Raw genomic sequence first — 25,757 nt, 5'->3', positions numbered from 1 at the left:
CGAAAACAGATGAAGCCATATGCACACTATTTTTTAATTGTTTTGTTTTTCTTTCCGCTATGGATAAGTGCTCAGGTTTTTCCTGTACAAGCAAATCCACAAGTGATACCTCCTTACAGCCTGAAGCTTTCAGAGTATGGAACTGCCAGCTCAGAAAAACTAATCCTAAATCTGTTGCTTACCGATATAACAGAAGCTAACAGACAAGTACAATTAAAATTATTTATCGAGAATAATGCTGGACTTTCAATACGTAGTAGTGATGTCGTGATGGGCGCCAATCCCATTTTTTTAGATGGGGGCGTTCCGTTACGATTGAGTAATTTAGATTTGCAACCCTATTTTTCTTTACAGAACCTTACCGGCATCGCTCCACAACAATATAGCACGCCTTTGCCTGAAGGTCTATATCGTTTTTGCTTCGAAGTTTATGATGCGTTGTCCGGTCAACAAATTTCTCGTAAGAGCTGTGTGCCGGTATATCTTGTGCTCAATGATCCTCCGTTTTTAAATTTGCCTTTTCGCGGGGAGCAGGTATTAATGCGTGAACCTCAAAACATAGTTTTTCAGTGGACTCCTCGTCATCTTAATGCTACCAATGTATCTTACGAATTTACATTGACCGAGTTATGGGATAATCAAATGGATCCGCAAGCTGCATTTCTAGCAGGTAGACCCTTGTATCAAACTACTACATTAGCTACTACCTTGTTATATGGCCCAGGAGAAACACAATTATTACCCGATAAAAAATATGGATGGCGTGTACGGGCTATGGTAAGTGACGGAATTAGTGAGACGTCTGTTTTTAAAAATGATGGATACAGTGAAATCTTTTACTTTACGCATACCGGCAGATGCGCCGAACCTAGGACCATTATCTCTGAGGCTACCAATAAAACAACAGAAAAAATCTATTGGGAAGGTGTCGACCATTTGGCGTATGATATTCAATACCGAAAAAAGAATACTGGCGATGCCAACCAGGCCAACATATGGTTTAATGAAAAAAGTCTTTCTGAATATACTACGATCTACAACTTAGAGCCTGGTGTAACCTACGAGTTTAGGGTAGGAGGGCAGTGTATGGAAAATGGTCCCTTTGCCTATTCGCAGATATCTGAATTTACTATGCCAATCGAAAATAGTGATACAGCGAGCTATAATTGCGGAATTCGCCCACCAGATATAGAGATTACCAATCAAGAACCTTTAACCAGTATCATTACCAATGAAGTATTTACCGCAGGGGATTTTCCGGTAACGGTCAAAGAAATTACTGCGGGTAATGTACGCTACCTAGCCGATGAAAGGACAGAAGAAGAGAAAGAGAGGGATGACGAAGAAAATAGAGGAGTACCCGTGGTAGAAGAAAGTACCGATGGAAAAGGGATCTTCTCTGGTTGGGGATATATAGTCGTTCCTTACCTGAACGACACTAGAATTAAGGTGAGTTTTGAAGGGATCAAAATCAATACAGATTATCAGCTTATTGAAGGTATTGTACAAACAGATTATGACAAAAACTGGGGGGGACTTACTTCTATAAATGATGTACTCGATCCCTTTGAAGGAGATAATGATCTACGGAATATCAATCTCGATTATGATATTACTATCGATAATATTAGTATTGCAGCCGATGGTAGCATTGTTATTACGCATCCTATAAGTGAATCAACAATTGAATATCCCGGGGGTGATGACATTATTATTATGGATACCAATGCAGATGGTACTAGTGATATCTTTCATGTAGATACAGACGGTAACATTAGACAAGGAGGGCAATTGGCACAAGGAGGTGCTATCAATCCTGATAATACCGATGGAATTGATAGCAAGGGTGATGTGATAGAACTTACCGAAAAAGGGATTAAAGTAACCTTTATGGATGCTTCAGAGTATGCATATGGATTTGATTGGATTCCTCAGGGAATGGAACAACAATTAGGCAAGTACTATAAACAAATCAAAGATGTAGAGGGAAATCCGTATAATATCATCAACAAAGCCATAGGAAACGGAAAGGACGATATCATCAAGGCAAAAGTAGCGATATCAGATAATACACTATCTATAGATGATTTGGTGATCAAAACAGAACATGGAGAAAATATTCCTTATCAAAACCTGGGTAATGGGATTATTAGTGTAAAGATAAGTGGGTATTACACCTTTGAATATCAAAATATTTACGCTACAATACAGCCTAAAAAGAATAAAACTCCAAAACAAACGGTCGCTGGTGTCTTCTCACTATGGCATTTATCAGATAAACAAGTTAATGTTACGATTGTTCCTGTTGATGGTGCCGAGTTACCGAGTGATGACGTATTAAGTGCCAAGCTAAACGGTATTTTCAAGAAAGCATCTGTTACGTTTAATGTAACCGTAGCTCCAAACATGGGCAGTATGAAAAGCCAAGTAGCAGTTGGCGACAGCGGTGTTATGTCAAATTATACGAGTGATATGAGAGATATTATTATTCAGTATAAGAAAACGAGATCCACCGATCCAAAATCGTATTACGTTTTTGTTCTGGGAAAAAACACAAGACCGAGCAGAAGTGTAGCTGGTTTTATGCCACTAAAACGACAATTCGGATTTGTGTTTTCTAGCAATCTCTCTAGTGCCGAAGAAGGCAAAACATCGCTAGAAGGTACCCTGGCACATGAGCTGGGACACGGGGTATTTGCGCTAGAACACCCGTTTACCCAATTAAATACTACGCAGGGAAAAACCGATTGGTTATCAGACTATGGTAATGGTACCAAATTCTCCCACATGGACTGGCTGCAAATGCATAATCCATCCTTTAAGTTGTATTGGTTTCAGGATGATTTGGATGGGGCACTTAATATTTCTGCGTTAACACCTAACGGTATGATAATGAATTATACAGGAAATGGGGCTATAATCTTTACTGATGATGTTCCTGAAGAAAGTAATGGCGCTGTATTTGCCATTCTTGAAGAAGGAAAGCTGTATGAGTGGAAAGAAGTTTCAGGAACAGCTAACTATAGAGCACATTCCTATTCATATAATGATAACAAACTAAAAAGTGTTGAAATCGAAAGATTTTCTGATAATGTACAATTACAACTTTATTGGAATAAAGGGAGTTGTGATAAAAATGAAATCTACCAGACTTCTTCAGATAGTGTAGAGAATTATTTGATTGCTGAACATCCTTCACTACCTAAAAGGTTGACACTAGATTTAAATAGCAGGCAATATGAAGGTATTAATCTTTTGGGTATAGCTGGTTGTTCAACAGATACTTTTTGTGGAAATGTGGTGATGAAAGATTTCGAACCTGAATTACAAGAGCTTGTTAGAATCAGTAACGCGATCAATGCTAAAAGAGATGTCCCAAGTGCAACAGCCATAGCAGAAAAAGTTTTTGATTTGAATATTTGTGGATTAAGAACATTGGATTATGTAGTAGTCAAAACATTACTGCTACGAATACTATCCCAAACGGTTTTTAATGATAATCTTGTTTCAGAAGAGGCTGTTGTAAAACTACTGTTGTGTATTCCATCTGATAATTATACTGATTTTGTGAATACCGTAGTAACTCTTCGGGATGGACAACGGCTAGATAACGTCATCGATAAAATGACCAATGATCCATTCCCAGGACTCTCGGAAGCAGGTGAAGATAACTTTTTAACATCCTTTTCAAATATAGTTGCTGGTTCTGAAAATGAGGAGGCCAAATGGAAAGTGTTTAATAGTGTGGTTCGAGCAAAATATGAATCACTTCAGGAAGAGCCTATCGCAGGGTTACAATTAGGCATTCTCCGGTCTTTATCATGGGAAAATCAAGAAGAGTTTAATAAGATACCTGCTGTTTTTACATTGTTTGTGGATATGTTACAAGACCCTAACATCTCAAATTCACTTAATAGTTACAAGAAAATCTATGATATTGCTGCTCTTAGAAATGATCATAAAGAATTATTTAGATCTTTTACTATTGCGGATTTTATTGTTCTGATAAAGAATCCAAACTACAATTACTCAAATATGGAATCAACGCAGAGTTTTCCTGTATCTACTGGAAGTTATTCTTGGTTATTACCATTACTGAAAGGAGTAGAAAATGAAGAACCATTAATAGCACTTCAATTAAAAGAAGGTGAATATATTATAGAAGACAATTATTTGCAAAATAATAGTGCTTGGTACAGATATGCAAGAACTAATAATTTTGATAAAAATAGATTGGATATTGAGCCCGAATATTTTTTGAATACATTTTTTGAGCAATTCTCTTATTATTTGAAGATTGGGAGAGAAAGTAACTCTGAGTTTTGGAATAGAATTGTTACAGTCAATTGCGATAATATTAATGATGTGGTTAGACATATTAATCTGAATGAAAATCCACAATCATTGCAGGCGGTAAATCAAAATACTAGATTTTCTTTTCTACGTACCTATTTCAACACAGAATGTAGGAATCCCTTAAATACAGAAGATATTGACTATGATTCTCATAATCTGGAGGGTACAGACAATAGCCTAATGAAAATATCAAATAGTTTCCCTACTTCTAATAAAGCAATCCTTAGGATAATAGAATCGATAGGATTGAATACCATCTATGACAAATTAGACACAGATAATTTTAGTGCATTTTCTACATGGATCGGCATGCAAATCATGTATTCTGGTGATTTTATACCAGTCGATAGAAGATTTACGAGCTTTATTGAAAATTCTCAAGAAAACCGCTCTTCCTTAGATTTAGATGAGATATTACAATTAGAATCGAATATTTTTTCCTGGCAAAACTTCAATTCGAATATAATTGAGAAAACAAGGCTCAGGATAAATGCAGTAAATGGTTCACATTATGATAATCAAATATTGTATTACAACCAAATAGTGTTGGCTCATGTACAATCAAGTTTTTCATTTGGTGGTCAAAACTTTGAACCTGGTCAAGTCATAGTCATGCCTATCATTCAAGCCTTTGCCTTAAGTAAGAAAAATAGAGCTATACTAGCAGGTAAAACGGCTTGGCTAACCGCAGAAGTTGGTTTTTTTGTTTTAGGTGCATATCAACTCAGAGTATTATGGAAAGCCGGTAGTTACTTAAGAAATGCGGCATTAGTAAGTGACGTGGTAGGTTCTGCTGCCGGGGTTTTGGCTGCTGCCTTGAATGAAAGTGCCATTTCTCCCGAATTAAGATTCCGCATCCAAATGTTATCCCTAGTAGCTTCTGCTCCCTCTTTATTTGTCGGTTTAGGCTCAACACGTTTAAATGATCAGATTAATGATGCTATCGAAGAAGTCAATGTATTGAGATCTACAGAAAGGTTATCTCCAAGTTCACAAAGAACTATTGTAAATCACCTTACCGAGCTAGGTGGATCTGGAACTAGGGTATCTAATATACCTGGAGGTTATCAAGCTGCATTCAGAGCTGACTTTGGAGATATAAATGCAGCTGATCTTGGAGAAGACTTTATTAAGGCTTGGAAGAATTATAGAGATGGATTGAACTTGGGTACCAGCACATCGAAGATTTGCAATTAAAAAAAATTATGTGGAATAAAATAAAATATAGGATTGCGCTACTGTTTCTGATACTAAGTATTAGTCAAGGATTTTCACAATGTTGGCTTTCTGACTTAAGAGCTACGTTTAAAAACACTAATGATATTGATTTTCAAAACCAAATAACAAGAGATAACGGTTTTGCTAATTTCAGAAATCTTCACGCTGCTGTAAGCACACAAGAAGCACTTAATCGTTCAGAATTTTTAGAATTTTTAGAGTTTATAGCGCGAACAGACAATCCTAGTACCTTTATAAGCAAATTTACAGAAGTCCCAGAACTTGTAAAAAGCTGGAAACTTCTCGGCGGATCATGGCATTCTCACACCATAGACGAATTGGTATTGGTGAACAGACACTATGATGAAATCCTCAATTATCCGGGAGGGTACAATGCCTGGAAAATTGCTAATACGAATAGTGATCTAAACATTTTACTACAAAATTCTGGATTTAAACATTTTTATGATGAGTTACTTAGAAACCCGTTAATTGGTAGCAGACTCTCAACCGAAGAAGCTGCTGTATTACAGTTTTATACAACGCCTTCCGGATATGAAAATTTTAATAAAGCGTTAAGGGGCGACGAAGGAGTTGCGATGACAGATGCTTTTAGGGCTCAAGAAAGATTAATGAATCAGGCATTGGCTAAACTTCCGAATTCTTCATTCAATAATAACGAGTTACTTAGGATAGAAGATATTACAGCAGCACAATTAAATAGAACCTACCAGGTAGGAAGTCCGGTAAATCTGAATTTTTTCAGGTCGGCATCTTATTCATCGTCTGCTACTGCCAAAGCGTTGGAGGCAAGAAATTTTTCTACACCAGTTTTGTTACGAATACAAGGTAGAAGTGGAAAAGATATTGAATCAATATCGACCCTTCCTGGTGAAAAAGAAATACTTTTTAGTTCTAATACCAGATTTAGGGTGACAAGGATTGATGAATCTCTTGACCCAAGAGACGGTATGGGAACTATAAAAACAGTTTGGTTAGAAGAGTTATAAAAAAGCAGGGAAAAGTTTTGATGTCAATATGTTTAGGCAATGTAATTGGAAAACAAAATATACAATCAAAACAATACAAATTATGTGGAGTAAAATAAAATATCGGATTGCACTACTGTTCTTACTGTTTAGTATCAGTCAAGGTGTTGCACAAGATTGTTGGCTTAGTGATCTTACAAGTCTTTACCAAACTACAAGTAATACTAACTTTAAAAGGTTTATAGACGAGCCTGGTGGTTTTGAAAATTTCAAAAACTTTCATGGAACTGTTAAATCACAAAATGGACTCAACAATGCTGATTTTTCAAATTTTTTAAATGATGTCACTAGAGTACCTAATCCAAATAGGTTTATAAGTGAGATAAATTCAAATCCTAGTTTAATTGATGCTTGGAAGGTTATTATTAATAAATCTATATTACGGATAGATTTGTTAACTCTTGAAGCAGTTAGTAACCTTAGGAGAAACCGCAATTTTTCAAATTTGGGTTTGACTGATGATATTATATCTAGAATAGCTGGTACTAGAGGGTTAAGCTATAGGGCGATAATTACTAATCTAAATAATCTTGGAAACAAAGTGTCTCAGCATGGCATTGAGTTAATTGACTTTAGTAAAGTAGTCTCTGACATGCTTGAAGGTGGATCTAAGGTTGATGGAGCGAATTGGATTGTAAAATACATTGGAGATAGGGCAGACGACTTTGCGAGAAGAAAATTGAAGTTTGAGGAATTTAACAGTACAGAATTAGGTCGCAGATACGTAGATGTTAGTGATGTAACAGATGAAGGGTTTAAGATTTTCTATGAATTTAAATCTGTGTTAAGAGTGCCTCCTACAGATTTTCAGACTCAGTTTATGAAAGATCTTACAGCAGCAAGAGATCTTGATCAAATTAGATGGGTCTTTAATGGAGCAAAGAATCCTTCAGGTAGTAGTGGAGAAACTTTTAGAGCAGCAATCTTATCTAAGATTGACGAATTACCTTTAACAGATGATTTAGCAAGGAAATTTTTATATGGTATAAATAATCCTACAGTAGCTAAATTGAGACAAGAATTAATAGCCCAATTTGATGAAATTTTTGAATTAGCAAGTTAGAATGATGATAAGAAAAATTATCTATAAAGATGTATATAAGGTTCTAAGAAATAGAGGTGTTCTATTTGTAAAAGGAAAAGAAAGGATAAAATTGAATAAAGGAATATTTGTTAATTACAAATATGACTTATTTGATTCAACGTTTTTTACGTATATCTATAATGCCGATATGCTTTCAGTATATAATTCAGAGACTTCGTTGTTTGATTTAAGTTATTCTAAGGCTAAATACCTTTTAGGTTCTCATAGCAAGTGTAATGAATTTTTACTATTTGATAAAGATTCAAACTTAATTACACTTTATGATTCTCATAAAGAAAAAGATTCTTTCAATTTTGGTAAAAATATATCGATTTGGGTTGCGGATTATTTGATTACTACCTCTGGTAAATCATTAACTAAACGGAATGTGCTGGAAGTATATAATTTAAATAAAGATATTGAACTGGCTTGGATCTATAGATTAGATAATGATTATTGGTTTTTTGGAAAACAACAAGTTATCAATAGTGTACTATTTTTGAGCGCTCACAAAAGAGACCATAGTTTGAAAAAGTTTATAGGGCTTAACTTACAAACGGGAGAGAAGTTATGGGAATCAAGCTACGAGGTTCCATTTAAAGAAAACTTAATAGCTCTATTGCTTAATGATGAAGATAGTCTTTGTTACGGTTTGGACAGTGAACGTTATCAAGTTTTTGATCCTTCCACAGGAAAAGTAATTCTTCAAAAAGATGTTAGTATGTCATTACAAGATGGTATATACCCTGACTTAAGCAGGCAATCTATTTACGATGGAAAATTATGGTTTGTTAGTGGTAAAGGCTCGAATGTTCGTTTTGGAGCAATGGATTTAACTAAATCCGAAATAGAGTTTGTTCAGGGCTATCCTTTAGAAGGGGATGATCAATTAGATACTCCCATCTGCCATGAGGGGGAACTTTATCTTAGAACTCTTCACAGTAACGCCTTGCACATCCTCAGAAGAAATTAACTATAAGAACTATAAGTTCTCGCTCAATAAAGTTTTTCTAATTAAAAATGAAAAGACAAAATAGAAATAGAACAATAAATAGTCTATTAATATTTTTAATAAAATAAAAATATCCAAAATCCATAACCCTTTGCAAAAGCTAGTATACATACTCATGCTCTTCTCTACTATTGCCTATACGCAATCGCTAGACTATGATGCAATTACCAAAAGTAAGCCGCTTAAAATAAGCGGGCAGCTTTCGGCAAGTGGGGTGTACTATGATTCGAACATCAATAATAGTAGAGAACCCTATACCTATTTCTTGCAGGGCGTTCTTAATGTGAGTATTTATGGTTTTGCAGTGCCCATTTCATATAGCTTTTCGAATCAGGGCGAGAATCTGGGATATCAGTTACCATTCAATTTTAATCGATTAAGCTTGCATCCCAAATACAAGTGGATCACGGGGCATATTGGGAATGTGAACATGACCTTTTCACCCTATACGCTTAGCGGGCATCAGTTTACGGGAGCAGGAGTAGATCTAGCCCCTTCGGGGCCCTTAAAAATAAGTGCTATGTCTGGTCGATTATTAAAAGCTACAGAAGATAATGAAGATGCGAGAACCGTACCAGCGTTTAATCGCATGGGATATGGGATCAAAACCAGTTATCAAAAAGATAAATACAAGGTAGGGTTTATAGGCTTTTATGCCAAGGATGATATCAATTCTCTAGATTCCATCCCAGAGGCAAAAGGTGTATTACCCCAAGAGAATTTGGTAATAAGCCTTGAAGGAGAAGCCAAGTTAGGTCCGCACTTTAATATACAGGCAGAATATGCGACTACAGCGATTACCAAAGATATCAGGGCAGAGGAGATTGAAAACTCTGAGATATCACCTATTGCTTTTATTTTTAATACTCGGGCATCCACAGAATATTATACTGCTATTCGCACGCGTTTGGGCTATACTGTGGGGAGAATTAATCTGGGGGTTGGATATGAACGTATAGATCCCGGTTATGAAACGTTGGGAGCTTATTTTTTTAACAATGATTTTGAAAATATTACCCTGGATGCGTCTAACACTTTTTTTAACGATAAACTATCATTAGCCGTTAATATAGGATATCAAAGAGACGATTTGGATAATCTTAAGGCTAATAACACCAGTCGTACTGTGGGTTCCGTCAATGCAACTTTAAGCCTCTCAAAACGATTAAATATAGCGGGGTCCTATTCGAATTTTAGTACGTTTACCAATATCAAGCCCAATCAATTTGATGATATTAATGATGGTGATCTGTTAGATGAGCAAATAGAAAATTTGGATTACAGACAATTATCTCAAACTGCTATAGTAACAGTTAGTTATGTGCTTTCAAATAAAAAGAACTCACGCCAAAATCTTACTACCAATTATTCTTTGAATGATGTGGCTAACGAACAGGGAGGTGTTGTACGGCTTGGGGATGCTTCTACGTTTCATAACATGAATATAGGACATACCATCGATTTTTCTGAGAGGAATCTGAATATTAGTACTTCTATTAATGGAACATATAATACTATAGGAAGGGAGGAATCTACTACTTGGGGCCCTACAGTAAGTGTAGGTAAACGATATTTTGAAAAAACTCTGAATACAAGACTTTCTGCAGGGTATAATAGTTCAAATAGTAAAACGTCACAAACAAATGTTACCAATCTTAGGGGGGCAATAACATATACTTTAAAAGAGCAACATAACTTCAGTCTCAATGCAATACAATTATTTAGAAATGGAGGGAATAATGGCAATTTGAGTGAATTTACAGCTACTTTTGGATATAACTATGCTTTCGGATTGAAAAAACCTAAGCTCAATTTTAAAAAGAAACCTAAAAAACCAAAAGAAGAGAACGATTCGATAAAGATTCAATACAGAAAGTATCGCTACGAGGGTTTACCAAAAGAGATTACACCTAAGTTGTTGATTTTGCCAGAAAAAGAAGGTTTTGCCCATATTATCAAAGATCAAAAAGGAAAACTAAGTGAACTGGGAGAACAACTAAAAGAAACCGAAGAGAAAGATAAAAGAATATATAAAGAGATAGCCATAAATTATCTTAAAGCGATGGATCAATATTTTGATTTTGCAGAGTTTTATAATAAAAAGATGCACGAAGCCTATCTCAGGTTGGTTAGTGAAGCCAAAGAGATTGATCGCCAAATACGAGATGAGTATACTGTCTTAAGCGGTAAAATTAATAGTGCAGACGAGAAAGACCCAGAAGATCTTAAACGACAAAAAGTACTCGAAAAAAGATATGAATCTCATAAGGAGCTTCTACAATCACTGATAAAGTGGAACCTCAAACTTGAAGATATTGAAAACCCTAAAGAGAATATAGGTATGCTTAAAAGGCGTAATGCTTCTAAAGTTTTCTCGATGTATCAAAATGAAAAATCAGAAGAACATGTGGTTAAGTATATAGAGATACGATTGGCTGATTTATTTCATAAAGTACTTAAAGAATAACATGCCAAAATAATTCGACCAAACCATTTCGTTCTAAATTTCTGTTAAACGAAAACAGCATTTGTTAAATTTTCGTAAATTTGCCTTGATATGAAAAAAGTAGTTCACAAATTAATATCTATGGTAATGGCTGTTGTAGTTTTATTGTCTACAATGTCATTTACTTTGGGTATGCATTATTGTGGGGATACTTTGGTTGATACTGCTATTTTCCATAAAGCGAAGGGGTGTGGTATGGAAATGCAAAAAAAACAAACCCTTTCAGATTGCGCTATCATAAAAAAGAATTGCTGTAGTGATGAGCAATTGGTTATTGAAGGTCAGGATGAATTAAAAATTTCATACGATGACGTATCGATAGACCGACAGCTATTAGCGACTATATTTATATATACTTATCTACACCTTTTTGAGGTATCAATACAAAAAGAAGCCGGATTCTTAGAGTATCCACCACCACTTATCGTCAGGCAGATATACAAGCTTGATGAATCCTATTTAATCTGATTTGTAAACAGTTGATCATCTATCCTATGAAGATTTCATAAGGATACTATGTTGCCCGACTCTAATAAGGGCGGGATATAAGCATTTTTAAAATGCCATAGTCGAACTGTTTAATAATCAGAAGCCATGCTAAATAAGAGCATAAAATTTCTCATAGAAAACAAACTTGTAGCAGTATTATTTCTCCTCTTAGTTATAGGGTGGGGAATTAGTAATGCACCCTTTAACTGGAATCTGGGTTTCTTGCCTAATGATCCTGTTCCGGTTGATGCCATACCAGACATTGGCGAAAATCAACAGATTGTTTTCACCAAATGGGACGGTCGTTCTCCACAAGATGTCGAAGATCAGATTACATATCCTTTAACGACTTCGCTATTAGGTATTCCTGGTGTAAAAACTATACGAAGTTCTTCCATGTTTGGGTTTTCTAGTATCTATATAATTTTTGAAGAAGATGTTGAATTTTATTGGAGTCGAAGTAGAATTCTCGAGAAATTAAACTCGTTGCCTAATGGATTATTGCCTGAGGCTGTAAAGCCGGTTTTAGGACCAGATGCCACTGGTTTGGGTCAAATATTTTGGTATACACTCGAAGGCCATGATGAAAATGGAAATATTACAGGAGGATGGGATTTACAAGAATTAAGAAGTATCCAGGATTACTATGTCAAATACGCCTTATCTTCTGCAGGAGGTGTTTCTGAAGTGGCGTCTGTTGGGGGTTATGTGCAAGAATATCAAGTAGATGTGAACCCCGAATTGATGAGACAATATAATGTTGAATTGCGAGATATTGTAAGATCAGTAAAAGAAAGCAATAAAGATATTGGTGCTCAGACTATAGAAATTAATCGAGCAGAGTATTTTGTACGTGGCTTAGGATACATTAAAACCATTGAAGATATCGAGAATGCTGTAGTCGCTTTTGAAGATTATACCGCAATAACCATCAAAGATATTGCTAAGGTTTCATTAGGACCTGCTACACGTCGTGGTATTTTAGATAAAGAAGGTGCCGAGGTGGTGGGAGGTGTAGTGGTAGCTCGATATGGTGCAAATCCATTAGAAGTTATCAATAACGTAAAAGAGAAGATTAACGAATTAAGTTCAGGATTACCTTCAAAGGTTCTAGCAGATGGAAGGACATCACAAGTAACCATAGTTCCATTTTACGATAGAACAGAATTGATTCAGGAAACATTAGGCACACTCAATGAAGCCTTGACCTTAGAAATTCTTATAACCATTTTGGTCATTATCATTATGGTATTTAATCTACGAGCTTCAATACTTATATCGGGGATATTACCTGTTGCGGTTTTAATGGTTTTTATTGCAATGAAGTTGTTCGGTGTAAATGCAAACATTGTCGCTTTATCTGGTATTGCTATTGCAATAGGTACCATGGTTGATGTTGGTGTTATTCTTTCTGAAAATATCATAAGACATTTGGATGAAAGTGATGGTAAATTATCTACAAATACAATTGTTTATAATGCAACCATAGAAGTTTCCGGAGCTATAGTAACGGCGGTTATGACAACAATTGTTAGTTTCATCCCGGTATTTACAATGATAGGTGCCGAGGGAAAATTATTTATACCATTAGCATTTACCAAAACTTTTGCCCTAACTGCTTCTATTATTGTAGCTTTATTTTTAATTCCACCTTTTGCTGCGTTTTTATTTAGAAAGAAGAATGTTAAAGGAACATTAGGTTATCTAATTAGTGTTGTGTTAATCGTATTTGGGATTGTCGCTATGGTACTTGGATATGACTTAGGAATTATTTTGATCGCATTTGGAGTTTCATCTATATTAAGACTGCAGAAGAAAATCTCTATAAAACAAGCCGAATATATCAATATTGGTATTTCAGTTTGCACTATTATCTTTTTGCTGGCAACATATTGGAGACCTTTAGGTCTTGATAAGAATATCTTTTTGAACCTAATTTTTGTGAGCATTATTTGTTTTGGGGTATTGGGAATATTTACACTTTTCAGGAGGTATTATACACGAATATTAGAATGGGCTTTAGCGAATAAATTATTGTTTTTATCAGTCCCCGCAGCACTGGTTATTACGGGATTGTTCATTATGAAAAATACGGGTAAAGAATTTATGCCATCGTTAAATGAAGGTTCTTTTCTGCTGATGCCCACATCAATGCCTCATGCGGGTGTAGAAGAAAATAAAAGAATTTTACAGCAATTGGATATGGCGGTAGCCAGCATTCCGGAGATTAAAACAGTTGTTGGCAAGGCCGGGAGGACAGAATCAGCCCTAGATCCGGCACCTCTTTCCATGTATGAAAATATTATTCAGTACAAGCCAGAATATATGTTGAATGAAGAGGGAGAACGCCAACGCTATAAAGTCAATGAGGATGGTTTATTCGAATTGAAAGATGGTCGATTGATTTATAACGAAAATAGCGTAGTCAGTTCGAGCGCAGCCGAGAACAAAGCAAGTGTTCGTTCAACTTTATTAAATGTCGAAAGATCTCAGTTAATCGAAGACGAAGATGGTGAATATTATCGCAACTGGAGACCTGAAATTGAATCACCAGACGACATTTGGAATGAAATCATAAAAGTAAGCAAACTACCAGGGATCACTTCTGCACCAAAGCTACAACCTATTGAAACACGTTTAGTGATGTTGCAAACAGGAATGCGGGCTCCAATGGGAATAAAAGTAAAGGGACCGGACCTAAATACAATTGAAGCGTTTGGGGTTCAGTTAGAAGGGATTGTAAAACAAGCCGAGGGTGTTAAGGTTGAAGCCGTCTTTGCTGATAGAATTATAGGTAAGCCGTATATGCTCATCGATATCAATAGAGATAAAATTGCTCGTTACGGAATCTCCATAGATGATGTTCAAAATGTTTTAAAAGTCGCTGTCGGTGGTATGGTACTTACTCAAACCGTAGAAGGAAGAGAACGGTATGGTATAAGAGTAAGATACCCAAGAGAATTACGTGCAAATCCAACAGATCTTAAACAGATTTATGTGCCAACAGCAACAGGAAATCCGGTTCCCTTAAGTGAATTGGCAACTATTAGGTATCAACAAGGTCCGCAAACCATCAAAAGTGAAGACACCTTTTTGGTAGGATATGTTTTATTTGATAAGCAAGACAGCTATGCAGAAGTAGATGTAGTAGAAAATGCTCAGAACCTGATTCAACAAAAGATCGATTTAGGGGAGTTGGTTGTACCCAATGGAATAAGTTATCAGTTTACGGGGACCTATGAAAACCAGGTGAGAGCAGAAAAAACATTATCTGTTGTAGTACCTTTGGCATTACTGATTATTTTCGTGATTCTATATTTCCAATTCCGTTCGGTAGCGACCTCATTCATGGTATTTACAGGAATAGCGGTAGCCTTTGCCGGAGGCTTTATCATGATATGGTTATATGGTCAGGATTGGTTTTTAAACTTTAACTTCTTTGGAGAAAATATAAGAGAGGTATTCCAAATACAAACCATCAATTTAAGTGTTGCTGTTTGGGTTGGTTTTATTGCATTGTTTGGTATTGCAACCGATGATGGTGTAGTAATGGCAACATATTTAACTCAAACTTTCAATAGAAATAAACCTTCAAATAATCAGGAGATAAGAGCATCTGTAGTAGAAGCCGGAGTAAAACGTATTAGACCATGCCTAATGACAACGGCAACAACCATTTTGGCATTGTTACCTGTATTAACATCTACAGGAAGAGGAAGTGATATTATGATTCCTATGGCAATTCCAAGTTTTGGCGGAATGCTTATTGCCCTGATTACATTACTTGTGGTTCCCGTATTATACAGCTGGAAAGCAGAAGCTCAACTAAAAAGAATGGTACAATGAATACGTTAAACTTCAACATAAAAATAGTCTTTGTTCTTTATTCTTTGCTCTTTTCTTTTATAGGGAATGCGCAGCAGTTAGATGTATTTATCAATGAAGCCCTAAGAAATAGTCCCGAAATTCAAAAGTTTGAATTGCAGTACAAAATTGCTTCAGAAAAAGTAAATGAGGTCAATACCTTGCCCAATACAGAGTTGGGTATTGGGTATTTTATTAGTGAACCCGAAACAAGAACAGGAGCACAGCAGTTTAAAATTTCTGCAAAACAAATGATACCCTGGTTTGGCTCAATCACGGCTAGAGAGAATTATGTAAACGCTCTGGCCGATGCTAAATATGAGGATATTGCAATAGCTAAACGAAAATTAGCTGCCGCTGTATCTCAATCCTATTATGATCTTTATGCACTCAAAGCAAAACAACAGGTCTTAGCTAAAAATATAGCTTTACTTGAAACCTACGAAACTTTAGCTTTAACGTATGTCGAGACAGGTAAAGCTTCTGCGGTTGATGTATTGCGATTACAAATAAGACAAAATGAATTGGAGCAATCCAGACAGGTGTTGACTCAATTCTATGAAGCTGAACAAACGAAATTCAATAAACTTTTAAACCGAAACAAATCGACTAAGGTCATAGTTATCGACAAACTAATCATTCCTGCAAAAAATAGTTTACCTAATACAGAGAATTTAGTTTTACATCCAGAATTGATTAAATACGATAGGTTATTTCAGTCAGTTGAGCAGTCAGAATTGTTAAATCAAAAAGATAAAAAACCTATGATTGGTTTTGGGTTGGATTACATTGCGGTTAATGAACGACCTGATATGAATTTCAGTGATAACGGTAAGGACGTCATCATGCCTATGGTATCCCTTTCGATTCCAATTTTCAACAAGAAAAATAAATCACAAACGACGCAAAATAATCTAAGGTTACAAGAGGTTGCCTATCAAAAGCAAGAGCGACAAAACATTTTAGAAACAGCTTTGGATAAAGCTAACCATAAGAGGATCGCTGCTCGAATAAGTTACAATACTCAAGCCAAAAATCTAAAACAAGCTAAAGATGCTGAAGAAATTTTAATAAAAAGCTATGAAACGGGTGTCATAGATTTTAATGATGTATTAGATATACAAGAACTACAGTTAAAGTTCGAAATTAATCAAATTGAATCGGTTTTGAGCTTTTATACAGAAACCATAATCATTAATTATTTAACCAATTAAGATGAAACATATATATACAATAGAAGGCATGACGTGTAATGGATGCAAAGCTGCAGTAGAAAAGCATCTTCGAGCACACGAACATGTGACCGATGTGGCTGTTTACCTTGACAAAGGTGAAGCAGAGGTAACGATGAATGAGCTTATCAGAACAGATGTATTACAAAAGGCCTTACCAGAAAAATATACATTAACGGAAAAGAATAGTAAAAACATCTTTACTTCTAATAAAACTTCGATGGCTCCTCTTGAAGAGGAAAAAAGTAAATTACAGCAATTACTACCCCTTTTATTAATCATTTTCGGAATAAGCGTTGCCAGTGTTTTATTGCATTATAAAAATTGGAGCTGGAGCGAGTTTATGCTCGATTTTATGGGCTTATTTTTTATCGTATTCAGTTTCTTTAAAATGTTAGATTTAAATGGCTTTCCCGAATCATTTAGAATGTACGATCCATTAGCAAAACAGTTACCGATTTATGGATGGATATACCCTTTCATTGAAACTGCGTTGGGAATCATGTTTTTAATGCGTTTTGAAATTCAAATTGCGCTAATCATCACTTTAATAGTGTTAAGTATAACTACGGTGGGCGTTACAAAGACACTTTTAGATAAAAAATCCATTCGTTGTGCTTGTTTGGGTACTGCTTTAAAGTTACCGATGACCGAAGCTACATTTATAGAGAATGCTATCATGATAGGAATGGCAATTTTGATGTTATCTTTTTAAAATTAAAGAATTATGGAAAATTCAAATAAGAACAAGTATACCAATTTTTTTCTCATGTTAGGTGCTTCTTTTGTTACCATGTATGTTACTATGTATCTAAATACGTATGCAATAGATCATGTGTATTTTAGTTTGACACGATTTTACATGACTTGTATGGGAATAGCCACTATGGCAGTAATCATGTTGTTGTTTATGCTCAATATGTATAAAAATAAGAAGAAAAATATCGCCATCCTTACCGCATGTTTCGTATTGTTTGTTACCTCATTAGGATTAGTACGAACTCAAGCTCCAATTGTAGGTGATTTACTATGGATGAAAGCCATGATACCACACCACTCTATTGCAATCTTAACCAGCGAGCGTGCAGATATTCAAAATCCTGAAGTAAAAAAACTGGCAGAAGATATTATAGCGGCACAGAAAAAAGAAATTGAACAAATGAAGTTATTGATTAAGCAATTGAAAAATGAGAAGTAATAAGATTTTAGTTTATATAGGTATTCTGGCACTTGGGGTTTTGTTGGGTAGTTTACTATTCGGTAGCTTGTCAGAAGAAGAAAGTATACATCATCATGATAAAGAAGTTAAAACTGATCAAATGTGGACATGTTCAATGCATCCTCAAATTATGCAACCTGAACCAGGAGATTGTCCAATCTGTGGAATGGATTTGATTCCTGCCGAAGTGGAAGCAGAAGGATTATCATCGGATCAATTTAAATTAACAGAGAATGCGATGGCCTTGGCAAATATACAGACATCCATGGTAGGCAGTAGTGCTATTGATGGCAACGCAGTAAAATTATCGGGTAAGATTGTAGAAAATGAAGAAGCTAATGCGATTCAGGTGAGTTATTTTTCAGGAAGAATCGAACAGCTTTATGTTAGTTTTACCGGAGAAGAGGTACGAAACGGGCAATTATTGGCAACCATCTATTCTCCCGAACTTTTTGCTGCACAACAAGAATTAATTACAGCCTCATCATTAAAAGAGTCACAACCCAACCTGTATAAAGCAGTACGTAATAAATTAAAGTTGTGGAAGCTGTCTGAAAGCCAGATCAATCAAATAGAAACTTCTGGTAAAGTAAGAGAAAACTTCCCTGTATATGCAACAGTTTCAGGGACGGTGTCAGAAAAATTAGTAGAAGAAGGAGCCTCTGTTCAGCAAGGACAACCGTTATTAAAGATTACTAATTTAGCAACGGTTTGGGCAAATTTTGATGTTTATGAACATCAAATTGATCTGGTTAAAAAAGGACAAGAGATTGTCATAACAACTAATGCCCATCCTAACCAAAAGTTTAAAGGAAAAGTAGCTTTTATTGATCCTGTTATGAATACAAGAACAAGAACCGTAACATTACGAGTAGTTTTAAATAACCAAAATGATGAATTAAAGCCAGGTATGTTCGTAGAAGGAACAATAAAAGGTGTTCATGCAAGAGAAGAAGGAGTACTACGTATACCATCATCTGCTATACTTTGGACCGGGAAACGTTCGGTAGTGTATGTAAAAGTAAATTCTGACACTCCTGTTTTTGAAATGAAAGAAGTGATTCTGGGTAATAAAATTGGAGATAGTTATGAAATTCTAGAAGGTTTGACTGCTGGTGATGAAATTGTAACCAACGGTACTTTTACTGTGGACGCTGCCGCACAGCTACAGGGTAAAAGATCAATGATGAATACGAAAAAAGAAAAACATCAGTCTAAAAGCGGTAGCAGAGAGAAAATTCAAGAAACTCAAGCAATGGCTATGACGAATATAAACTTTGGGGTAAGGGGCAATTGTGAAATGTGTAAAAATACCATAGAAAAAGCGGCTAATAGTGTAGAAGGTGTTGTAAGCGCAAATTGGAGTGTAGATCATAAAAAAATAGAGGTATCTTTTGACGATACCAAAACTAACGAGATGAATATTCACAAAGCCATAGCAGCATCGGGTTATGACACCGAGAAGTTGACAGGTGATATAGAAGCATATAAAAGCTTACCATCCTGTTGTCAATATAGTCGTAACATGAAAATGAATCAATCGGAAGAAGAGAAAGCTGAGAATCATTCTGTTCATCATCATTAAATCAAAATACAGCTGAGGATACACTCAAGCAAATTTGTAGATGGCTACATAAATAGAACGATATGTACCGGGATTTATTAATTAAGTAATCCATTTAAATGAATGTTTCCTTTGATCAATAAAGGTTGGTATAGTGATAGCGGATATGAATTAATATGAAATTACAATTTAATTAATAAAATCCCCAAAGGCACGATTTGGAAGTTCCGGATACCCTAAACCGACTTGCCACTCTTAGTTTTTTAATGATCTATTGATTTAATGGTCATTCTTTGGGGATTACCATATAAAGTTAAAGAATTGGGTAAAGTACAGTTGAGCTCAAAAACATTTTTATTGTGCTCTATTGAAAAATTATGATAAAGTTTAATGTCCACTACTATTTTTACTAAATCAATTATTGTAAGTCTGTAATTAGTCACAAATATGATCGTCAACTTAAACTTGTTTCAGGTTCTCAAGCTAATTTGCTATTTATGGATGTAATGAGATTCCGGATTAAATTCGCAATGACGCCCAAAAGTATCCTTATTACCTAAAACTGATATTCACAAATCAATTTTTCATCTTTATGATCTGGTACTTGATCGCAGTATTTGAAAACCAAAATAATTGTTAATTAACAGGTGCGATTAAGGGCATTTTGATATTTTCGTCAGCATGAAGAGATCCAGAAGGACTTTTTGCATAACTTTTTTTCTACTTGTAATATTTACATTACTTCGAGTAGTAAATCTTCATACGTTTACACATTTATTAGGAGAAGACTTAGAACATTGCGAATATTGTGAGTTCATTTATCAGAATGAAAAGAACAATTCGTTATCTCCTCATGAATCTGACCAGGAATATGCAGTATCTTCAATATTTTTTCCGGAAGTCATAGAAAACTCCCAGTACTATGGTTTCGTTTTCAAAAAATCTACACTTTTTGATTACGTTTTCAATAAGCCACCACCTCTGGTTTAATATCTGGACTCTTAATTTTCTTACGAGAAATAAGCTCTAATAGGTTTAGTTTCTAAAGTATTTCTTTTGCTAATGAAAGATGATATTCGTGTATTCTGTGATCTTCTTTTCATATGCCTTAATATTTAAAGTAAGATTTTGAGTGTGTCCTCTTTAGGGTATGCTAATCGCGTGAACACCATAGTAAATTATCACACTGTGGTCTTTGATAGCGTTTAGCGATTTGCCGGCTATGTAATAATGATTTCATTAAAGAAACTCCTGTTTCTTCACTACACTCAAAATTATTGGTAGTATGTCAAAAGTTAAATTATATAACTTTCTGCATATAATATTGATCATAGCAATATTTAGCTGTGATTTTAATATGCAATCCCAGAGTATCTCAGGTTATATCATGAATCGAAATGGTGAGCCGATTGAAGCTGCTACGATTACCCTGCATCCCACAAAAAAGAATACTATCTCTAATAGTAAGGGATACTACAGCATTTCTTTAACGAAAAAAGACACGCTTTCATATTTAGAAGTGAATCATATAGCCTTTTTGAGTAAAGAAATAACCCTGGTAAATCAAGACCATATATCTTCCTTAAATATTATACTCAACGAAAAAATTACAGACCTCGAAGAGGTTGTCTTGATGCAACCTCTTGGTTATCAAAATGTAATTAATAACTCTCAATCAGTAATCACCGTAAATAAAGATTTTCTTTCAAAAAGTAACTTATCAACCTTTGCGGGAGCTCTAGAGGCATTACCCGGTCTCAATACAATGAATTTGGGAGTTGGTATTGCGAAACCAATGATTAGAGGTATGGGTTTTAATCGCATCCTTGTTAATAATCGTGGCATTAAACAAGAAGGGCAGCAATGGGGCGCAGATCATGGTCTGGAAATCGATCCTTTTGATGTAGAAAACGTAGAGATTATCAAGGGCCCTGCATCTTTGCTTTTTGGCTCTGATGGGATAGGTGGAGTGATCAATATTAAGGATAATCAGCCGTTACCCGAAAGTGGTAATTTGATAAGTCTGCACACGGCATATCAAACGAATAACAGAGCGATTTCAAATTCCTTTGAATGGAAAGGAAGAAAAAATAAATGGTTTTATGGGACGAGAATTACTCACCAGAATTATGGCGATTACACAGTACCTACAGATCAATTTACATATGCAGGATTCAATTTACCAATTTTTGATAATAGGCTAAAGAATACAGCAGGAAATGAATTTCATTTTAGTGCTTCGTTGGGGTATGAGTCAGAAAATTTTAGAACTAGCCTGAAGTTCACAAGTTTTAATCAAAAAGCAGGAATTTTTACCGGAGCTATAGGTCTACCAAGAGCTTATAATCTTCAACATAATGGAGATTTTAGGAATATAGATTTCCCTCGTCAGGAAAATCAACACCATATGGTCACTAATACTACCACTTTTAATTTTGGTTCTCAAAAATTAGAAATCAATCTTGGCTATCAACATAATATTCGTGAAGAATTATCCTTTCCCGGTGCACACGGTATAGCTGCAGACCAAGTGTCATCTAATCTGGCTTTAGGTTTGTATTTAGATACGTATTCGGCCAACATAAAGTATGAGATCAACCCTAATGCCGATCATCATATTGTATTTGGTTCGCAATCTCAGTATATGCACAATAAAAAAGATGGATTCGAATATTTACTTCCTGTTTTTGATAGTTTTCAGTTGGGATTTTATCATTATCAATTATTTCAAATTGATAAGAAATGGACAATTAACGGTGGATTAAGATATGATCTGGGATTACACGATATTCAACAACATTTGCAACCGGTATATGATAGAGAAACATTGCAGCCTACTGGCGAACTTATGGAGCGAACACCCGCATTCGATAGAAATTTTGGCAATGTAAGTGGTGCAACTGGAGTTGTGTATAAAGTTGACAAACAAAACCACCTAAAACTAAATTTGGGAAATAGTTTCCGATTTCCAACAGCTATAGAATTATCCAGTAATGGGGTACATCATGGTAATTTTAGGCACGAGATAGGAGACCAAGATCTACAGGTGGAGAAAGGATATCAGGTAGACTTTACATATCTACATCAATCAGAAAATACGTATCTCGAACTATCTGCTTTTTATGCACTCTATCAAGAGTATATTTATTTAGCACCAACAGGTAATTTTTCTTTTCTGGCCTCTGGTGGTACAATGTGGCAGTATCAACAAAATGATGCCATATTCAATGGTTTCGAGATTGCTGTCAGTCATCAGTTCCCCTTCCACCTTAAAACAGATGTGGCCATAGATTTTGTACAGAATATCAATAGGGATACCAGGTTACCGTTACCACTAACTCCTGCACCTTCTATACTCACAAGCCTTGAGTTTAACCGTTTTTTGAATACATCAAAAACATTTGATGAAGAATACCTATTCGTTTCAGGGAGATACAATTTTGAGCAGGATCAAATAGATAGGAACGAAAGTAGTACCCCTGATAGTTTTATTATCGATATGGGTTTAGGGTTAACAATAAACCTAATGTCACAATCTATACGATGTAAGCTAAGTGTTAATAACGTTTTTGATGTTCAATACTTTAATCATATCAGCAGGTATCGATTAATAAATCTACCAGAACCTGGTAGAAATTTTATGTTTTCAGTCCAAATACCTATTAAATTTTAATCTAATATAAAAATGAAAATTAATATGAAAATTCTCATTTCAAACCGAAGTCAAATCAAAAATTGAAACCTATGAAATTACACAAATTATTATGGATGTCAAGCTGTTTGCTACTGATCTCTTGTTTAGGAGAGGATGATACAGGAGATACAGATCTGTCTGCGCCTAAGATCAGGGCTAATGATAATCTCTCGGTAATCCAACCTGATCACTTTATGAGAACAACTACTGATGATACAGAAATTCCGCTAGCTTTTACTGTCGAAGATGACAATGGTATACAGGAAATTAAAATAGAATCTCATAGTGGTTTTGATGGACATACACATGGAAAATCTATGGCACCTAAAAATTCAAGATTTAAATTGTTTAGTTATTTCGAACTCATTGGAAATGAAAACATTCAGAATTCGAAACGATTTATAAGAAGCTCTGAAGATCAGAAGAATATTTATCTTGATGAACGCAATACCCAGATCGACTTTAATGATCTGATCCTTGCCGGTCCCTATCATTTTTCCATACAGGCGACAGATGTAGCTGGAAACCAAACGCGGTATCAAGATAATTCTACATACCATACAACATTATATATTAACAGATCGTATGCTCCTCAAGTTGATATATCCAGTATTGATATTCCAGGAAAAAATATCTCAGGAAAGATCATAAGAAACCTATCGCATTCTGCATCCTCTGATATAGCTTTTTTATGGATTTATATAGAGCAACCAAATCCAAACAATCAAGCTCAAGAGGGTACAATTATTAGAGAGTGGATTTGGGGTAAATCTAACTGGCCTCATCAATTTCGCCCTAATGAAGGCCAGCCACTTCCGGATACAAAACAGTTAGACCTTGGTACTTTACTTGAAAATGCTACTGATTTCTATTCAAATCTATCAGGAAATAAGTTTTGTATTTGGGCAGAAGACACTATTGGAAATATAACAGTAAAAAAATTACCTATTAACTAATTTAAAATTTTTAAAAATGAAGCATTTATTTTCAAAATTTACGTATTTCATATTTGTACTTACGCTATTTACAGGCTGTAGCGATGATGATGATAATCCGGGAGGGGATCCGGCTTTAACTTTCAAAGAAATGGAGAGTGATTGGGTGAGACTTTCTTTAATGTATGACGGAAATATTGACGTGATGCAAGCAGATTCTGGTGAGATCATGCATAAGGTAAGCGGTCAGGTAATCGAAGGCGCCAGATATTATACCAGTAATACAGGACGTTACTTAACAGTTATAGACCGTAACGGGGGTATAGTAAAATTTTTCGATTCGGGAATCGTGAACCATACTGACCACGGTCATGAATACACAGCCAAATGGGTTGATATGGAATTGAATTCTATATTACCAACACATTATGCCAGCTCTGGTGGACACATAGTAATTTTTAATGATGGTGATGGTTCTATTTCTTATATAAATGAAGCACAGCTCGAGATTCCATCTTATCAACCAGAGATTTTTACTTTCGCCAATACAGTAGCACATCACGGAGCGGGATTTAGGTTGCGTAACGGTCTGTTTGCCACCACATTTAAAAATAATACCGAACCAGGAGGAATACCTCAGATGGTTAAGTTTGTTGAAGCTAATGGAAATCTAATCGATGACAACAAAGGTATAGAAGTTGAAGGGATTCATGGAGATGCTGTTAATGGTCAGTATGGAGTATTTGGGTCTACAAACGGAGTAATTTTGGTAGATGATCAGCAGAATATCGATCTTATCGAAAATATAGGAGATCTCAACTCAGAGTCCGGAAATTGGCTGGGAACTCTAAAAGGACATGACAATGCTCAATTATTTTTTGCAAGATCACGAAACGTTGGAGTTTTCATGGTAGACCCAGTCAACAAGACATTGACCAATATATATAATGGAGGTAATGTATCCGGAGATATGTTTAGTTTTGATGGTGCATACTATTTGCTTCATACAGCTGATAACACAATCAGTGTATTTGATAGTAGTACTGGTAGTAAAATCACAAGTAGGGTGGTAGAAATGGCTAATATACCACAGTTAAATTCTAAAGAATTAGATTCAGAAATAAGTATTTTAAGAAAAATGGAAGAACCAAGTCCGGTTTTGGTTTGTTCAGATAAATTTTTATATGTGTTGGCACCCAACCGAATACAAATTAAAGTACTGGAGATAAAAAGTTTAGAACATGTACATACTATCGAACTATTTAGTCCGATAAATAGTTTGATGAAAAATGGTTTCTCTATTGAAGGAGATCAAAATCCTGATTATGAGCATTAAGCATTCTTTTACTCGATAATTGAGATTTGAATGTCTCTTAAGCGCTCCTGGAGATTGTTTATTACTACCGGAAATGTTTCCAAATTTCCGGTAGTAATATTAAACATTGATTAAAGTAGAATTATCATGGGATATTTAATTATATACGTTTTCATAAGATAAACTGTCCTATCTATATTTTGCAAGTGCACTTTTCTAA

General features: G+C 35.2%; 15 protein-coding genes. All 15 read left to right on the top strand.

Features of this window, described 5'->3' with window-relative positions:
* Positions 1-9 precede the first annotated feature (9 nt).
* Positions 10-5,553, top strand: a complete 5,544-nt coding sequence (locus ACFSJT_RS02930; RefSeq protein WP_378318704.1) for a fibronectin type III domain-containing protein — start codon at positions 10-12, stop codon at positions 5,551-5,553.
* 8 nt (positions 5,554-5,561) lie between these two features.
* Positions 5,562-6,584, top strand: coding sequence for an ADP-ribosyltransferase domain-containing protein (locus tag ACFSJT_RS02925; protein WP_378318703.1), 1,023 nt, complete (start codon positions 5,562-5,564; stop codon positions 6,582-6,584).
* Between the two features lie 82 nt (positions 6,585-6,666).
* Positions 6,667-7,686 carry a hypothetical protein gene (locus tag ACFSJT_RS02920; protein WP_378318702.1) on the top strand — a complete coding sequence of 340 codons (1,020 nt, stop codon included), beginning with the start codon at positions 6,667-6,669 and terminating at the stop codon, positions 7,684-7,686.
* 1 nt (position 7,687) lies between these two features.
* Positions 7,688-8,680 (top strand): hypothetical protein, encoded by a 993-nt coding sequence (locus ACFSJT_RS02915; protein WP_378318701.1) that lies wholly within the window; start codon positions 7,688-7,690, stop codon positions 8,678-8,680.
* Between the two features lie 130 nt (positions 8,681-8,810).
* On the top strand, positions 8,811-11,186 hold the full coding sequence (locus ACFSJT_RS02910) for a porin family protein (protein ID WP_378318700.1): 2,376 nt from the start codon (positions 8,811-8,813) through the stop codon (positions 11,184-11,186).
* A gap of 90 nt (positions 11,187-11,276) precedes the next feature.
* The gene (locus tag ACFSJT_RS02905; RefSeq protein ID WP_378318699.1) at positions 11,277-11,693 is read left to right on the top strand and encodes an HYC_CC_PP family protein; all 417 of its coding nucleotides are present in this window, start codon (positions 11,277-11,279) and stop codon (positions 11,691-11,693) included.
* A gap of 126 nt (positions 11,694-11,819) precedes the next feature.
* Positions 11,820-15,560, top strand: coding sequence for an efflux RND transporter permease subunit (locus ACFSJT_RS02900; RefSeq protein ID WP_378318698.1), 3,741 nt, complete (start codon positions 11,820-11,822; stop codon positions 15,558-15,560).
* Positions 15,557-16,792, top strand: a complete 1,236-nt coding sequence (locus ACFSJT_RS02895) for a TolC family protein (RefSeq protein WP_378318697.1) — start codon at positions 15,557-15,559, stop codon at positions 16,790-16,792. The genes ACFSJT_RS02900 and ACFSJT_RS02895 overlap by 4 nt, the downstream gene beginning before the upstream one ends.
* Position 16,793: 1 nt before the next feature.
* The gene (locus ACFSJT_RS02890) at positions 16,794-17,525 is read left to right on the top strand and encodes a heavy-metal-associated domain-containing protein (protein ID WP_378318696.1); all 732 of its coding nucleotides are present in this window, start codon (positions 16,794-16,796) and stop codon (positions 17,523-17,525) included.
* A gap of 12 nt (positions 17,526-17,537) precedes the next feature.
* Positions 17,538-18,008: a DUF305 domain-containing protein gene (locus tag ACFSJT_RS02885; RefSeq protein WP_378318695.1), complete on the top strand. Its 471-nt coding sequence runs from the start codon at positions 17,538-17,540 to the stop codon at positions 18,006-18,008.
* Entirely contained in the window at positions 17,998-19,614 is a 1,617-nt protein-coding gene (locus ACFSJT_RS02880; protein ID WP_378318694.1) for an efflux RND transporter periplasmic adaptor subunit, read from the top strand. The genes ACFSJT_RS02885 and ACFSJT_RS02880 overlap by 11 nt, the downstream gene beginning before the upstream one ends.
* A gap of 660 nt (positions 19,615-20,274) precedes the next feature.
* Positions 20,275-20,583: a hypothetical protein gene (locus tag ACFSJT_RS02875; RefSeq protein WP_378318693.1), complete on the top strand. Its 309-nt coding sequence runs from the start codon at positions 20,275-20,277 to the stop codon at positions 20,581-20,583.
* A gap of 295 nt (positions 20,584-20,878) precedes the next feature.
* Positions 20,879-23,266: a TonB-dependent receptor gene (locus tag ACFSJT_RS02870; protein WP_378318692.1), complete on the top strand. Its 2,388-nt coding sequence runs from the start codon at positions 20,879-20,881 to the stop codon at positions 23,264-23,266.
* Between the two features lie 71 nt (positions 23,267-23,337).
* Positions 23,338-24,243 (top strand): DUF4625 domain-containing protein, encoded by a 906-nt coding sequence (locus ACFSJT_RS02865; protein ID WP_378318691.1) that lies wholly within the window; start codon positions 23,338-23,340, stop codon positions 24,241-24,243.
* Between the two features lie 16 nt (positions 24,244-24,259).
* Positions 24,260-25,558, top strand: a complete 1,299-nt coding sequence (locus ACFSJT_RS02860; RefSeq protein WP_378318690.1) for a YncE family protein — start codon at positions 24,260-24,262, stop codon at positions 25,556-25,558.
* The last annotated feature ends 199 nt before the right edge of the window (positions 25,559-25,757 follow it).

This window comes from Aquimarina celericrescens, assembly GCF_042682765.1.
In the GTDB taxonomy this organism is placed as follows: Bacteria; Bacteroidota; Bacteroidia; order Flavobacteriales; family Flavobacteriaceae; genus Aquimarina; species Aquimarina celericrescens.
This window is presented reverse-complemented; position numbering and strand designations above follow the sequence as displayed.

What these genes read in the sequence shown, in the direction of transcription:
- ACFSJT_RS02930 (WP_378318704.1), top strand. Translation starts at nt 10, where the DNA reads ATGAAGCCATATGCACACTATTTTTTAATTGTTTTGTTTTTCTTTCCG.
- ACFSJT_RS02925 (WP_378318703.1), top strand. Translation starts at nt 5,562, where the DNA reads ATGTGGAATAAAATAAAATATAGGATTGCGCTACTGTTTCTGATACTA.
- ACFSJT_RS02920 (WP_378318702.1), top strand. Translation starts at nt 6,667, where the DNA reads ATGTGGAGTAAAATAAAATATCGGATTGCACTACTGTTCTTACTGTTT.
- ACFSJT_RS02915 (WP_378318701.1), top strand. Translation starts at nt 7,688, where the DNA reads ATGATGATAAGAAAAATTATCTATAAAGATGTATATAAGGTTCTAAGA.
- ACFSJT_RS02905 (WP_378318699.1), top strand. Translation starts at nt 11,277, where the DNA reads ATGAAAAAAGTAGTTCACAAATTAATATCTATGGTAATGGCTGTTGTA.
- ACFSJT_RS02900 (WP_378318698.1), top strand. Translation starts at nt 11,820, where the DNA reads ATGCTAAATAAGAGCATAAAATTTCTCATAGAAAACAAACTTGTAGCA.
- ACFSJT_RS02895 (WP_378318697.1), top strand. Translation starts at nt 15,557, where the DNA reads ATGAATACGTTAAACTTCAACATAAAAATAGTCTTTGTTCTTTATTCT.
- ACFSJT_RS02890 (WP_378318696.1), top strand. Translation starts at nt 16,794, where the DNA reads ATGAAACATATATATACAATAGAAGGCATGACGTGTAATGGATGCAAA.
- ACFSJT_RS02885 (WP_378318695.1), top strand. Translation starts at nt 17,538, where the DNA reads ATGGAAAATTCAAATAAGAACAAGTATACCAATTTTTTTCTCATGTTA.
- ACFSJT_RS02880 (WP_378318694.1), top strand. Translation starts at nt 17,998, where the DNA reads ATGAGAAGTAATAAGATTTTAGTTTATATAGGTATTCTGGCACTTGGG.
- ACFSJT_RS02875 (WP_378318693.1), top strand. Translation starts at nt 20,275, where the DNA reads ATGAAGAGATCCAGAAGGACTTTTTGCATAACTTTTTTTCTACTTGTA.
- ACFSJT_RS02870 (WP_378318692.1), top strand. Translation starts at nt 20,879, where the DNA reads ATGTCAAAAGTTAAATTATATAACTTTCTGCATATAATATTGATCATA.
- ACFSJT_RS02865 (WP_378318691.1), top strand. Translation starts at nt 23,338, where the DNA reads ATGAAATTACACAAATTATTATGGATGTCAAGCTGTTTGCTACTGATC.
- ACFSJT_RS02860 (WP_378318690.1), top strand. Translation starts at nt 24,260, where the DNA reads ATGAAGCATTTATTTTCAAAATTTACGTATTTCATATTTGTACTTACG.